Here is a 13,215-nt window from a genome sequence, read left to right as displayed (position 1 = left end):
CACACGTTCCGACACGAGAGACGAGGACCCGATGGACTCCCTTGCCGCAGCCCCCGGGACCGGTCCGAACACCGGCCCGATGATGCGTCTTCGCGCACCGCAGACGCCCAAGAAGCTGAACGAGCTGCCCCGGCGGACGCTCGTCATGGGCATCCTCAACGTCACGGAGGACTCCTTCTCCGACGGCGGCCGGCATGCGGACGCGGACGCCGCCGTGCGCCACGGACTGGCCATGCACTACGGCGGCGCGGACATCGTGGACGTGGGCGGGGAGTCCACCCGCCCGGACGCCGAGCCCGTGGACCCCGAGACCGAGGCCGAGCGCATCCTGCCCGTCATCCGGGCCCTCGCGAAGGCCGGTGCGAGCGTCACCGTGGACACCAAGAACGCCTCCACCGCCCGGGCCGCGCTCGAGGCCGGCGCGGTGGCCGTCAACGACGTCTCCGGGAACCTCCTCACGGACGAGATGGCCGCCCTCATCGCCGAGACCGGCGCGGGTTACATCCTCATGCACTCCCGCGGGCCCGTGAAGTCCCAGGACCCGTCCGCGCAGTACGGAAGCGCGCCGGCCGAGGTGGCCGCGGAGCTCGCCGAGTGCGTGCGCCGGCTCGAGGCCGCGGGCGTCGCGCGGGAGCAGATCGTCCTGGACCCGGGCCTCGGCTTCAACAAGGAGGCCGAGGACAACTGGGACATCCTCCGCGGCCTCGGCGAGCTCGAGGCGATCGGCCTCCCGCTGCTCATCGGCGCGAGCCGCAAGCGCTTCCTCGGCCGCCTGCTCGCCTCGGGCGGCAAGGACCGCCCGGTGGGGGAGCGGGACGCGGCCACGCTCGCGCTCACCGCGCTCCTCGCGCAGCGGGGCGTCTGGGGCGTGCGGGTGCACGACGTCGAGGGCAGCGCCGATGCCGTCGCGGTGGCGGAGGCCTTGAGCGGGCGTGACCGGGACGGCCGCGGCCGAGACGGGCAGCGGCCATGAGCGATCTCATCACGCTGACCGGGATCGAGGGCCGCGGGTTCCACGGCGTCCTCGAGCATGAGAAGCGGGTCGGGCAGCGGTTCAGCGCGGACGTCGTCGTCGCCGCGGACCACGGGGTGGCCGGGCTGACGGACGACCTCGCGGACACGGTGGACTACGGGTTCCTCGCCGAGGAGGTGCACGCGCTCATCACGGGCGAGCCGTTCGAGCTCATCGAGGCGCTCGCCGAGGCTATCGCGGCGCGCAGCCTCGAGATCGCCGGCGCCCACGCGCAGACCGTCACCGTGACCGTCCACAAGCCGCAGGCGCCCATCTCGGTGCCGTTCCGCAACGCGAGCGTGACCGTGACGAGGGCCCGGAGGCCGTTCGTCCTGGCCCTCGGCAGCAACCTCGGAGACTCGGGCGAGACCCTGAGGGACGCGGTCCGCCTTCTCCGCGAGGCCAGGCGCGTGGACGTGCAGGCGGTCTCGGACGCGGCGCGGACTGCTCCCGTGGGCGGGCCGGAGGGCCAGCCGGACTACCTCAACCTCGTGGTGACGGGGGAGACCACCCTCTCCCCGCGGGCCCTCCTGGCGCTCGCCCAGCGTGTGGAGCAGGCCCACGGCCGCACGCGCGAGGTGCGGTGGGGCGCGCGGACGCTGGACGTGGACGTCATCCGGCTCGGGGACCTCCGCAGCGACGATCCCGTGCTCACCCTTCCCCATCCGCGCGCGGCGCAGAGGGCGTTCGTCCTGGCGCCGTGGTCCTGGGCGGACCCGGGCGCGGTGCTGGACGGCCGGCTCGTCTCAGAGCTCGCGGCCGAGGCGCCGGACGCGGACGGCGTGGAGCGGCTCGGGCCGCTGGACTCTCTGGACTCGACCGCCGGGCGGGACGGGGGCGGCCCCGCGGGCGGCCCCGCTGCCGGCGCGGGAGCCGAGCCGGGAGTCGACGGCGGAGCCGGTCCCTGCGGGGCGGTGTCGCCGTGAAGGCCATCCGCCCGTGGCCCCTCGTGGCGTTCGCGTTCGTGGCCGGGATCCTCGGCTGGATCGCCAACGCCCTCGCGGCCAATGCGGGCTTCCCCTCCGTGCGCTTCCCGTGGAGCGCCCTCGTCACCATGGGCGTCATGTGCGCGGTCAGCCTCGGCTTCGGGTTCGCCGTGTGGCGCTCCCGGACGGGGCGGGCCCGGCAGCCCATCGACCCCCTTGTGGCCGCCCGCACCCTCGTGCTCGGGCAGGCCTGCGCCCATGCGGGCGCGCTCATCGCCGGCTGGCACACGGGCGTGCTCGCCGGCCTCGGCCGCTCCCTCGGGGAGGGCGGCTCGGACAGTGTCAACGCGTGTGTCTCCGTGATCGTCGGGGGCCTCATCATGATCGGCGTCGGGATCGCCGTGGAGTTCTTCTGCCGAATCCCGCCGGAGGAAGGTGATCCCAGTGAGCCCCAGGCCCAGTGAAGCAGAGCCGAGCGAGATGGAGCCCGGCGAGTCCGGGCCGAGTGAGCCCAGGCCGGGTGAGCCCAGATCCGGCGGCCCGCGGACTGGCGCCCGTTCGATCGTCCCGGAGGGCGTGGAGCTCCAGCGGCCCCACCCCAAGCTGGCCACGGCCAAGTACATCGGCTCGCTGGGGTGGCTCGTCATCGCGGCGATCGGCGCAGCGGTGCTGCTCGTCATCCCGATGGTCTTCAAGGGCGCCCAGATCCCGCTGTGGGTGTGGCTGCTCGTCATCCTGCCGTGGATCCTGTTCTGGGGGATCGCCGTGTTCCGCGTGCGGGTGTTCATGCGCAACCACGGGTTCGCGCTGCTCGAGGACGACTACATGGTGGCCTCCGGCGCCTGGTTCCGCGAGGTGGTGGCCGTGCCGTACGGCCGCATCCAGTACGCCAAGGTGAGCCAGGGCCCGCTCCTGCGCCGGTACGGGCTCGCGAGCGTCGAGCTCCACTCCGCCGCGTCCAGCATGAGCGCCACCGTGCAGGGGCTGCCCCTCGAGGACGCCGAGGCGCTCAAGGAGCGTCTCGTCTCGCGCGGCAGCGCCCAGCTCGCGGGGCTGTGATGCGGCAGCCCCACGAGGAGTTCGAGCCCGGCGGAGCACGGCCCGACGACGGCGCACCAGCCGCCCTCCCTCCCGCCGAGGACCGCCCCGAATCCGCTCCCGAGGACATCTCGCAGTGGCGCCACGTCCACTGGTCCTCGCCGCTCGTGCACGCCTGGATCATCGTGGCGGTGGTCCTCTTCAACCTCGTGCAGAACTTCGGGGAGGACGTCCTCACGGGCAAGGGGGTCACCCAGCCGGACGGCCCGCTCGAGATCAACCCCTGGTTTGCGGCGGTCGTCTTCGGCGTGCCTGCGCTCCTGCTCGTCTTCGGGTACCTGTCCTGGCTCAAGCACCGCTTCTTCATCACGCGCTCGCACGTGTATCTGCGCAAGGGCGTGCTGTTCCAGTCGAGGCACCAGGTGCGGCTGGACCGCCTCCAGTCGGTCGACATGAACCAGCCGCTGGCCGCCCGCATCCTCGGCCTGACGGAGCTCAAGCTCGTCACCGCGGACGGCGAGGCCGGCTCGGACTTCACCCTCGCCTTCCTCAAGACCTCCGAGGCGAAGCGTCTGCGCACCGAGCTCCTCATCGAGGCCCAGGAGATCCAGACGCAGGAGATCCGGGCGCAGGAGGGCACGACGGCGCACGGCGCCGTTCCCTCCCTCGAGACGGCGTCCCCGCTCGGCGGGGGAGCTGCTCTGCCGGGCGCAGCGGGCGAGGCGGAGGCCTCACCTGAGAACGCGGCCGTGCCCACGGCTCCGGCCCCGGTGAGCGAGCCCGTGGTGCTGGACGGCACCGAGCGCCGTCTCTTCCGGCAGCCGACGTCTCGCGTGGTCGGGTCCCTTCTGCTCAGCCCCAGCGTGATCATCGCGGCGCTGGCCGTCGCGGCCGCCGTCGTCATCTCCTTCCTGCCCGTGGGGTGGCGGGACGATGCGCTGCTGGTGATCCGCGCGGGCATCGGGCCCACTCTCATCGCCCTGCTGTTCAACACGGTGACGAAGCTGCCCAAGCGCATGAACTTCGTGCTCGCAGCGCGCGGAGGCCGGCTCGTGGTCTCCCAGGGGGCGGCGTCCACGGCGGCCCGGGCCGTGCGCCCGGAGCGCATCCACGGCGTGTTCATCCGGCAGCCGCTCCTGTGGCGGCCGTTCGGCTGGTACGGCGTCGAGTACCTCAGCCCCGGCGGAGCGGGGGACCTGGCGGACGAGAACGTGGGCAGCGAGCTCCTGCCCGTGGCGCGGTTCGAGGAGATCGAGCCCGTCCTCGCCGAGGCCCTGCCGGAGTTCGCCGGGCGCCTGGACGAGTTCGCCGTGCGGCCGGACGACGGCTTCACCCGCATGGCGCGCGCCGCCGAGTGGATGTCCCCGTTCGCCCGCAAGCGCGTGGGCTTCCTGGTCCGAGACGGCGTCCTGTCCTCGAGGTCCGGGTGGCTCACCCGGCAGCTCGCGTTCATCCCGCTGCGGCGCATCCAGTCCGTGGAGATCGAGCAGGGGCCTGTGAGCCGTGCGTGCGGCCTGGCCCGGCCCCGCGTCCACCTCGTCTCCGGCGGGCTCTCCTGGCTCGCGGCCAGCCACCTGCCCAAGCTCAAGACCCGTGAGGCCGCCGAGACGTTCGACGCCCTGCGCACGCGGGCCGTCGAGGCCGCGCACTCCGCCCGGATCGTGAGGCGGCCTTCCGGTCCCGGCCCCGTTCCGCGCCCGAATCCCCACCCCGAGGAGCACCCGTGAAACCAGGCCGCCTCAAGGTCTCCGTCATCGGCGCCGGCAGAGTGGGCGCCGTCCTCGGGGCTGCGCTGAGGGCCGCGGAGCACGACGTCGTCGCCGTCACCGCCGTCTCCGAGGCGAGCCGGGAGCGCGCGGAGACCCTCCTGCCCGGCGTTCCCGTGCTGCCGCTCGACGAGGCGGTGCGCGCCGGGGACCTGGTCCTCTTCGCCGTCCCGGACGACGCCCTCGAGGAGCTCGTGGCCGGCCTCGCGGGGGCCGGGCACCTGCGGACCGGGCAGATCGTCCTCCACACGTCCGGGATGCACGGGCTCGAGGTGTTCGCGCCGGCGCGGGAGCTCGGCGCCGTGCCCATCGCGGTCCACCCGGCGATGGCCTTCACGGGCATGAGCCTCGACCTCACGCGCCTGCAGGACTGCGCGTTCGGCGTGACGGCGGACCCGGTGTTCCTGCCGATCGCCCAGGCGCTCGCGGTGGAGATGGGCGGCGAGCCGGTGGTGGTCGACGACGCCGACCGCGTGGCCTACCACGCCGCGCTCGCGCACTCCTCGAACCATCTGGTGACGCTCGTGGCCCAGAGCTCGCAGCTGCTCGGCTCGATCGGCGTGGAGGACCCGGCGCGCGTGCTCGGGCCGCTGCTGCGCGCGAGCCTGGAGAACGCGCTCGCCTCCGGGGAGTCCGCGCTGACGGGGCCGGTCTCACGCGGGGACGCCCAGACCGTCGCGGCGCACGCGGACGCGCTGGAGCGCCGCGCCGCGGACAGCCCTGACGAAGCCGACCTCCTCACCGCCTACCGGGAGATGGCCGTGGCCACGGCGAGGCGGGCCCTGGCCTCGGGGCGCATCTCGGCCGAGGCAGCGAGCCGGATCATCGAGCGGCTGACGCTCGGCGGGGAGTGACGGGCGCCAGCCGCAGGGACCCCCTCGAGGCAGCCCGAGCCTCTCCGAGTCCTCTCGAGCTGCTCTGAGCCTCCCCGAGCCGCTCTGAGCCGATAGGGTGGCCGACATGAAGCCCCGCCTCGTCACCACGATCGCCGAGCTGCGCAGCGCCTCGGCTGAGCTGCTCGACCTCGCGGGGGACAGCGCCCGCTCCGGCGCCGGCGCGAGCGTCCGTCCCACGCTCGCCCTCGTCCCCACGATGGGCGCCCTCCACGCCGGTCACGCACGCCTCGTGCGGCGGGCCCGGGAGGTGGCGGACGTCGTCGTCGTCTCGGTGTTCGTCAACCCGCTCCAGTTCGGGGATCCCGCGGACCTCGAGCGCTATCCGCGGACGCTGGACGCGGACCGCGAGGTCCTGGCGGAGGCGGGCGCGGACCTCGTCTTCGCGCCGACCGCCGCGGAGATGTACCCCGAGGGCGAGCCGCTCGTGCGCCTCTCCGCGGGCCCCATGGCCGAGCGGTTCGAGGGCGCCAGCCGCCCCGGGCACTTCGACGGGATGCTTACCGTGGTCGCCAAGCTCCTCCACGCCGCCCAGCCGAGCGCGGCCGCCGAGTTCACGGCGCTGTTCGGGGAGAAGGACGCGCAGCAGCTCGCGATCATCCGCCGCATGGTCGCGGACCTCAACATGCCGGTGCGGATCGAGGGCGTGCCGATCGTCCGCGATGCCGACGGCGTCGCCCTCTCCTCCCGCAACCGCTTCCTCAGCGCCGAGGAGCGCGAGCAGGCCCTCGAGATCTCGCGCACCCTTGCGGACCTGCGCCGCCAGCACGACGACGGCGGCCCGCTCCGCCTCGCCGCCGCGCGCGAACGCCTGGGCGCCGCTGAGGGGATCGGGCTGGACTACCTCGAGCTCGTCGACGGACGGACGTTCGAGCCGGTGCGGGGCGAGGGGAACGCGCCTGGCGCGGGCTCTGCGGAGGGCGCGGTCTCCACTGACTTCGCCGGCGATGGGGGCGACACGGTCGTTGCGGAGGACGCAGTGCGGGCGAGGCCGGGGGACGTCGTCATCGCGGCCGCGAAGGTCGGCTCGGTGCGGCTGCTCGACAACCTGCACCTCTGAGGTCGGGAGGCCGGCGCACGGGGTGACTGCTGGCCGGAACGGGCGGCCGGAGGCCAGTTCTACCGGCGCGCGGCCCAGTCCTCGCGGGTGAGGACGCTGACCCAGCCGTCCATGCGGAGGCCGCGCTCGCTGAGGAGCCCGGGAACCTCGATGAAGTCGGGGAAGCCGGCGGACTGGACCGAACGGAACGAGGCGCGGTTCCCGGCGGCCGCCTGCCAGAGCACGCGGTCCACGAGGCCCTGGCGGAAGACCTCGTCCACGGCGAGGCGGACGGCGCGTCCCATGAGCCCGCGGCCTCGGAAGGCGGGGTGCATGACGAAGCCGAGGACCGCCGTCGTCGTCGGCTCGGGCCGGCCGTGGCGGGCGGCCGCGTCGCGAGCGCGGACGATCTCCGGCTTCATGTCCTCGCCGAGGCCGGAGAAGCGGAGGTCGAGGGTGCCCGCGTACTCGCCGTTGACGTCGAGCGCCCAGAACCACGTGGTCTCCCGGCCTGAGAGCATCCGCTCGATGTACTCGACGGCCATCTGGCGGGTGTAGTCGCGCGGGATGGTGGTCCAGGCGAGGGAGACGGGATCCACGGAGCGCTCGTGGACGGCCTCGGCGTCGGAGAGACGGTGGGCGCGGAGCAGCAGGTCACCGTCGCGGAGACGGGGCGGGGTGCGGAAATCGACGGACATATCCACAATCTACGCTTCTCTCTGACGAACGCCAGGGTGAGTGGCTAGTCTGAACGCATGACTTCTCATGACACTCGCGAACAGGCCTCGGACGGCGTCCTCTTCCCGTACACGGATGAGGGGACCCGGGTCCAGGACGACCTCTTCCGGCACACCAACGGGCAGTGGCTGGACACGCATGAGATCCCGGGAGACCGCGGCATGGACGGCGCGTTCTACGAGCTGCGGGACCGCTCGGAGGCGGACGTGCGGGCCATCATCGAGCGGGCCGCGGTGCAGGGCAACGTTGCGGCCGGCGGTGCGGATGGCGGCAAGGACGCCGCACGGGCCCGGCGGATCGGCGGCCTGTACGCGCAGTTCATGGACGAGGACGCCATTGAGGCGCGCGGCGTCGAGCCGCTCAAGCCGCTGCTCGCGCAGATCGAGGCGGCGCAGACCGTGGAGGAGTTCGTGGCCGTGGCCTCGGACCTGCACGCCGCGGGAGTGGGCTCGCTGGCCAACCTGTTCGTGAGCATCGACCCGAACAACCCGGAGCTCAACCGCGTCTTCGCGGTCCAGGGCGGCATCTTCCTGCCGGACGAGGCCTACTACCGGGAGGACGAGTACGCGGAGATCCGGGAGAAGTACCTGGAGCACCTGCGCGCCTTCTTCGAGCTCACGGGGATCGAGGGGGATCCGGCGGACGCCATGGCGCTGGAGACCAAGATCGCCGCGGCGCACTGGGACAAGGTGCGCACGCGGGACGCGGTGGCCCGCAACAACCCCTACACGGACCGCGAGTTCGCCGAGCGCTGGCCGCTTCTGCACGCGTGGATCGCCCGGGCGGTCCCGGAGGCCTCGCGCCGGGAGACGCTCAACGTCTGGCAGCCCGAGGCGCTCGACGGCGTCAGCGAGCTCCTCCAGAACGTCCCGCTGGACACGTGGAAGCTGTGGCTCAAGAACTTCGCGGCCCACTTCGCGGCGCCCTACCTGTCCAAGGACGTGGTGCGCTGCAACTGGGAGTTCGTCTCCAAGGCCCTGACCGGCGCCACCGAGCAGCGCGAGCGGTGGAAGCGCGGCGTGGCCTTCGTGGAGAACGCCGTGGGGGAGGACCTCGGCGCGCTCTTCGTGGCGGAGCACTTCCCGCCGGAGTACAAGGCGCGGATGCTCGAGCTCGTGGACTACCTCGTCCGCGCGTACCGCGAGTCCATCTCGGAGATCTCGTGGATGTCGGAGGAGACGCGCAAGAAGGCGCTCGTCAAGCTCGAGAAGTTCGTGACCAAGATCGGCTACCCGGAGGAGTGGAAGGACTACTCGGACGTCTCCGTCCAGGCGGACCTCGTGGCCACGGCCATGCGGGCCAACGAGTCCGAGACCCGCCGGGAGCTGGAGAAGCTGGACCGGCCGGTGGACGGCAAGGAATGGCTCATGACCCCGCAGACTGTCAACGCCTACTACATGCCGCCGGCCAACGAGATCGTCTTCCCTGCCGCCATCCTGCGGCCGCCGTTCTTCGACGCCGAGGGGGACGCGGGCATGAACTTCGCGGGCATCGGCGCCGTGATCGGCCACGAGATCGGCCACGGGTTCGACGACCAGGGCTCCCGCTACGACGGCGACGGCCGCCTCGAGAACTGGTGGACCGAGGCGGACCGGGAGGCGTTCACCGAGCGGACCTCCCGCCTGGTCAGCCAGTATGACGGCCTGCACCCGGCGGCAGCGCCCGAGGCGTCCGTGAACGGCGAGCTCACCCTCGGCGAGAACATCGGAGACCTCGGCGGCCTCGGGATCGGACTCAAGGCGTACAAGCTGTACCTGGCCGACCACGGCCTCACCCTGGAGACCGCCCCGGTGGTCAACGGGCTCACGGCGGCCCAGCGCTTCTTCCTCGCCTGGGCCACGATCTGGAAGGCGAAGGCCCGTAAGGAGGCCGTGGAGCTGCAGGTCTCCTCTGACCCGCACTCGCCTGCCGAGTTCCGGGCGAACGAGCCGGCCAAGAACCTCGACGCCTTCCACGAGGCCTTCGGCACCAAGCCGGGCGACGGCATGTACCTCGAGCCCGAGAAGCGAGTCACCATCTGGTGATGTGACGGCCCCGAGCCGCCGGTCCCACGGACACCCCGTGGGGCCGGCGGCTTTTCTGCGTCTCTGGGCCGGGTCCCCTCTTCCCCGTTCCTCCCTCCCTGTACTCCCCGCTCGTCCCCGTCTCCTGCTGCTGCCCTCCCTTCTGCAGCTCGTCCCCCTCTCCTGCTGCGGCCCGTCTCTCCGCCGTCGTCGTTCTGACGGATCGCATCACCGGCGCCTCCCTCGCTTCGTCGGCTCACGCCACCCGGCGCCCGCCGTCGTCGTCCCCTCTCCGCCGTCACCACACCGACTTTCGCCATCGCACCCGGTTTCTGGCGAATACACCCGGAATCGAGCGTGATTTTGAGCGGAAACGGGTGTGGATGGCGCGGGGTGAGCGGAAACGGGTGTGGTTCGTGTTGCTGCTTGGGCGGCTTCGTGATGGCAAGCGGAAATGGGTGTCGAACTCGCGACTCAGGGCCCATAACGTGTGCCTCGCAGCAGACGGGGCTCATTTCGATTCGAGTGGCCCCACGGAGCGGCCTCCTCCTCGCGTCCACACCCCTTTTCGCCATCGCACCCGGTTTTAGGCGAATACACCCGGAATCGAGCGCGATTTTGAGCAGAAACGGGTGTGGATGCCTGGGCTGAGCGGAAACGGGTGTGGCGCGGGTGGTAGGGAGGCGACGGCGGGCCGGGACGGGCGGAAACGGGTGTCAACCGTGGCCCGGGCCGAGGCGGAGAGGGCGCAACCCCCGGAACGCGTCTGCTCCGCCCGAAACCCGAACGCCCCCGAGACCGCCTACGCCGGGCGGTAGGCGCGTGAGGTCCGGCGCTGGTGGCGCAGGAAGCGCGCCACCTCGCGGACCACGGGGAAGGGGCCGCGGTTGCCGCCGTCGTGGTGGAGGTTGGCCAGGACGGTGACGGTGGCGTTGGTCTGCTCGGCGATGGACTCGGACGCCAGCCGGAAGAAGGCCGGCGAGCGCGAGCCGACCAGCAGCAGCGTGGGGACCTCGTTGGCGTAGTCCTCGGCGGAGCGGTCGCTCTGGCGGAGCTGGTCCAGCTCGCGGAGGGTCGGCGCGGCGAGGTACTCGAGCTGGGCACCGGCCGAGGTGCGGGCGGCGGTCCGGACCACGCGGGTCAGCAGGGGCAGCGGCAGCCGCGGAAGGAAGGGGACGGTGCCGAGGTTCTTGCCGGCGATCGCCGTGGCCCGGGCGAGCCGGCCGTCCTCCAGGGCCTTGTGGGCCTGGGGGAGGTAGTGGGTCGGGAAGCTGCCGGCCACGTTGGCTGCGGCGTCGTACGTGATGACGGCGTCGAGGGCATCGGGGCCCAGGGCCCGCGCGGTGTGCAGCGCGATGGCGCCGCCGTAGCTGTGGCCGAACAGGGTCCGGGAGCCGGTGGCCCGCAGGACCTCCTGGGCGTCGTGGACCTCGGTTCGCAGCGAGTAGTTCTCCGGCTGGTTCGAGGACGAGCCGCGCCCCCGCCGGTTGTAGAAGTGCACCGGCAGCCGCGTCACCGCGTGGAGCCGGTGGATGACCCCCAGGTACTGGTGGATGGTCACCATGGCTCCGTGCACGACGACGATCCCGGGCCCCTCGCCGAGGGAGAAGAGCTCGAGCCGCCCGCGGTCTGGAAGGGTGAGGACGCGCTGGGTGAGCCGGTGCTTCACGGGCTGGACACGCTCCTTCGCTTCGATCGCTACGAGTGGCTGCGGGCTGCCGATGCCGTCCAGGGCCGGCGGCGCGGTTCCTCCGTCTCATCGTGCTCCCCGTACCTCAATGGCCCCTGTGAGGGCCGGAAAGCGGGCCTAGAATAGAGGACTGTGACTTCTCAAGACCCCGCCGCACCCCAGTCCGAGCCGAAGACGCAGTCCGCAGAGGCGGCCGAGGCCTCCGAGCAGATGCGCGTGCGCTACGCGAAGCGCCAGCAGCTCCTCGAGTCGGGCCACGAGCCCTACCCGGTGGCGCTGCCCATCACGCACACCGTCACGGAGCTGCGGGAGAAGTTCGGCCACCTCGAGGCGGACCAGACCACGGGCGAGACCGTGGGCGTCGCCGGCCGCGTGGTGTTCGTGCGCAACACGGGCAAGCTCTGCTTCGCCACGCTGCAGCAGGGCAACGGCACCCGGATCCAGGCGATGGTGTCCCTGGCCAACGTCGGGGAGGAGGCGCTCGCCTCCTGGAAGCAGATGGTGGACCTCGGGGACCACGTGTTCGTGAAGGGCGAGGTCATCTCCTCCCGCCGCGGAGAGCTCTCCGTCATGGCGGACGAGTGGCGCATGGCCTCCAAGGCGCTGCGCCCCATGCCGATGATCCACGCGGAGCTCGGCGAGGAGACGCGGGTCCGCCAGCGCTACGCGGACCTCATGGTCCGTGACGCGGCCCGGGACATGGTCTACAAGCGCGCGGCCATCACGCGCTCAGTCCGGGACACGCTCCACGGGCACGGCTACGTGGAGGTGGAGACCCCGATGCTCAACCTCATCCACGGCGGCGCGGCGGCCCGCCCGTTCGAGACACACCTCAACGCGTTCGACCAGCCCATGACTCTCCGCATCGCCACCGAGCTCTACCTCAAGCGGGCCGTGGTGGGCGGCATCGAGCGCGTGTTCGAGCTCGGCCGCGTCTTCCGCAACGAGGGCGTGGACTCCACGCACAGCCCCGAGTTCACCACGCTCGAGTCCTATGAGGCCTGGGCGGACCAGTTCACCATGGCCGAGCGCCTCAAGGAGATCATCCTCAACGCGGCGGACGCCGTCGGCGCCCCGCACCAGATCGAGACGGAGCAGGGGACCATCGACCTCGACGCCGAGTGGCGCTGGCTTCCCGTCTACCCGGGCCTGTCCGAGGCCGTGGGCCGCGAGATCACGCCGGACACGGGCCTCGACGTGCTCAAGGAGGTCGCCGAGCAGCACGAGGTCTCCCTGGATCCCGCGTGGGACGCCGAGAAGGCCGTCGTGGAGCTCTTCGGCGAGATCGTGGAGCCGACCCTCCTCAACCCGACCTTCGTCTACGACTACCCGCCCTCCGCCCAGCCGCTCGCCCGCCAGCACCGCGAGGACCCCCGCCTCATCGAGGCGTGGGACCTCATCATCGGCGGCATGGAGCGCGGTACGGCGTTCTCCGAGCTCATCGATCCGGTCATCCAGCGCGAGCGCCTCACCGAGCAGTCCCGCAAGGCGGCCGACGGCGACGACGAGGCCATGCAGCTCGACGACGACTTCCTCCGCGCCCTCGAATACGGCGCGCCGCCCATGGGAGGAATCGGGCTCGGAATCGACCGCCTGGTCATGCTGTTCACTCAGGCGGGCATTCGCGAGACCATTCTCTTCCCGCTGCTGAAGCCGGAGGCGTGACGGACATGGGCGCGATCGGACCGTATGTGGACGTTCTTCTCCCGTCCGTCGGCATCTTTCTCATCTTCCTGTTCGTGTACCGGGCCGTGATCCGCTCGGACAAGAGCGAGCGGGACGCCTATTCCACTGCCGTCCGTGAATACCGGGAGAAGCACGGCGTGCAGGAGGGCGAGCGGCGTGCGCCGTCGGCCGCTGAGGCCCCGGCGCCCTCGTCCGTCCCGCGCCGCGGCGGCGCCGCCGCAGAGCCCGGCGCGCTGGGGGAGGGAAGGCCGGACGCAGGGGGCGCCCCGGCTCGCGAGGGCGCGGCCGAGGATCTCCGAGGGGAATCCGAAGACCGCCGCCTCTAGGGATTTCCGAGCTTTTTCTCTAGGTAACCTGACAGTTTCCCGCTGAACATTACGATCAGAGCGAAATAGATGCGCGGAGCGCGCTGTTCTCTGTAGAG

General features: G+C 72.0%; 12 protein-coding genes. 10 read left to right on the top strand and 2 right to left on the bottom strand.

The window, feature by feature from the left end; all coding sequences use genetic code 11:
* Nucleotides 1-31 precede the first annotated feature (31 nt).
* The 7 genes from folP to panC all read left to right on the top strand — a co-directional run bounded on the left by folP (nucleotide 32) and on the right by panC (nucleotide 6,695).
* The gene (gene folP / locus H9I38_RS08980) at nucleotides 32-973 is read left to right on the top strand and encodes a dihydropteroate synthase (RefSeq protein WP_226338477.1); all 942 of its coding nucleotides are present in this window, start codon (nucleotides 32-34) and stop codon (nucleotides 971-973) included.
* On the top strand, nucleotides 970-1,938 hold the full coding sequence (gene folK / locus H9I38_RS10990) for a 2-amino-4-hydroxy-6-hydroxymethyldihydropteridine diphosphokinase (RefSeq protein ID WP_319002224.1): 969 nt from the start codon (nucleotides 970-972) through the stop codon (nucleotides 1,936-1,938). Before folP ends, folK begins: the two co-directional genes overlap by 4 nt.
* Nucleotides 1,935-2,402 (top strand): DUF3180 domain-containing protein, encoded by a 468-nt coding sequence (locus H9I38_RS08965; protein WP_226338476.1) that lies wholly within the window; start codon nucleotides 1,935-1,937, stop codon nucleotides 2,400-2,402. Before folK ends, H9I38_RS08965 begins: the two co-directional genes overlap by 4 nt.
* Before the next feature lie 112 nt (nucleotides 2,403-2,514).
* Nucleotides 2,515-2,997: a PH domain-containing protein gene (locus H9I38_RS10985; protein WP_226338475.1), complete on the top strand. Its 483-nt coding sequence runs from the start codon at nucleotides 2,515-2,517 to the stop codon at nucleotides 2,995-2,997.
* Nucleotides 2,997-4,703 (top strand): PH domain-containing protein, encoded by a 1,707-nt coding sequence (locus H9I38_RS08955; protein ID WP_226338474.1) that lies wholly within the window; start codon nucleotides 2,997-2,999, stop codon nucleotides 4,701-4,703. Before H9I38_RS10985 ends, H9I38_RS08955 begins: the two co-directional genes overlap by 1 nt.
* Nucleotides 4,700-5,596, top strand: coding sequence for a Rossmann-like and DUF2520 domain-containing protein (locus H9I38_RS08950; RefSeq protein ID WP_226338473.1), 897 nt, complete (start codon nucleotides 4,700-4,702; stop codon nucleotides 5,594-5,596). Before H9I38_RS08955 ends, H9I38_RS08950 begins: the two co-directional genes overlap by 4 nt.
* A gap of 106 nt (nucleotides 5,597-5,702) precedes the next feature.
* Nucleotides 5,703-6,695 (top strand): pantoate--beta-alanine ligase, encoded by a 993-nt coding sequence (gene panC, locus H9I38_RS08945; RefSeq protein WP_226338472.1) that lies wholly within the window; start codon nucleotides 5,703-5,705, stop codon nucleotides 6,693-6,695.
* 59 nt (nucleotides 6,696-6,754) lie between these two features.
* Here the strand turns inward: panC and H9I38_RS08940 are convergent, their stop codons facing one another.
* Nucleotides 6,755-7,372, bottom strand: coding sequence for a GNAT family N-acetyltransferase (locus tag H9I38_RS08940; RefSeq protein ID WP_226338471.1), 618 nt, complete (start codon nucleotides 7,370-7,372; stop codon nucleotides 6,755-6,757).
* Between the two features lie 57 nt (nucleotides 7,373-7,429).
* Between H9I38_RS08940 and H9I38_RS08935 the strand changes: the two genes are divergently transcribed.
* Complete coding sequence (locus tag H9I38_RS08935) at nucleotides 7,430-9,436, top strand: M13 family metallopeptidase (protein WP_226338470.1); 2,007 nt, start codon at nucleotides 7,430-7,432, stop codon at nucleotides 9,434-9,436.
* A gap of 781 nt (nucleotides 9,437-10,217) precedes the next feature.
* On the opposite strand, the gene H9I38_RS08930 is transcribed toward H9I38_RS08935, so the two are convergent.
* Nucleotides 10,218-11,084 carry an alpha/beta fold hydrolase gene (locus tag H9I38_RS08930; RefSeq protein ID WP_226338469.1) on the bottom strand — a complete coding sequence of 289 codons (867 nt, stop codon included), beginning with the start codon at nucleotides 11,082-11,084 and terminating at the stop codon, nucleotides 10,218-10,220.
* A gap of 231 nt (nucleotides 11,085-11,315) precedes the next feature.
* On the opposite strand from H9I38_RS08930, the gene lysS reads away from it, so the two are divergent.
* Both lysS and H9I38_RS08920 read left to right on the top strand, forming a co-directional pair.
* Nucleotides 11,316-12,770 carry a lysine--tRNA ligase gene (lysS, locus tag H9I38_RS08925; RefSeq protein WP_226338518.1) on the top strand — a complete coding sequence of 485 codons (1,455 nt, stop codon included), beginning with the start codon at nucleotides 11,316-11,318 and terminating at the stop codon, nucleotides 12,768-12,770.
* A gap of 5 nt (nucleotides 12,771-12,775) precedes the next feature.
* Entirely contained in the window at nucleotides 12,776-13,117 is a 342-nt protein-coding gene (locus H9I38_RS08920; protein WP_226338468.1) for a hypothetical protein, read from the top strand.
* Nucleotides 13,118-13,215 lie beyond the last annotated feature (98 nt).

The organism is Arthrobacter sp. UM1 (assembly GCF_020483305.1).
Taxonomy (GTDB): domain Bacteria; phylum Actinomycetota; class Actinomycetes; order Actinomycetales; family Micrococcaceae; genus Falsarthrobacter.
Note: the sequence above shows the minus strand (reverse complement) of the source record. Positions and strands in the feature narration are given on the sequence as shown.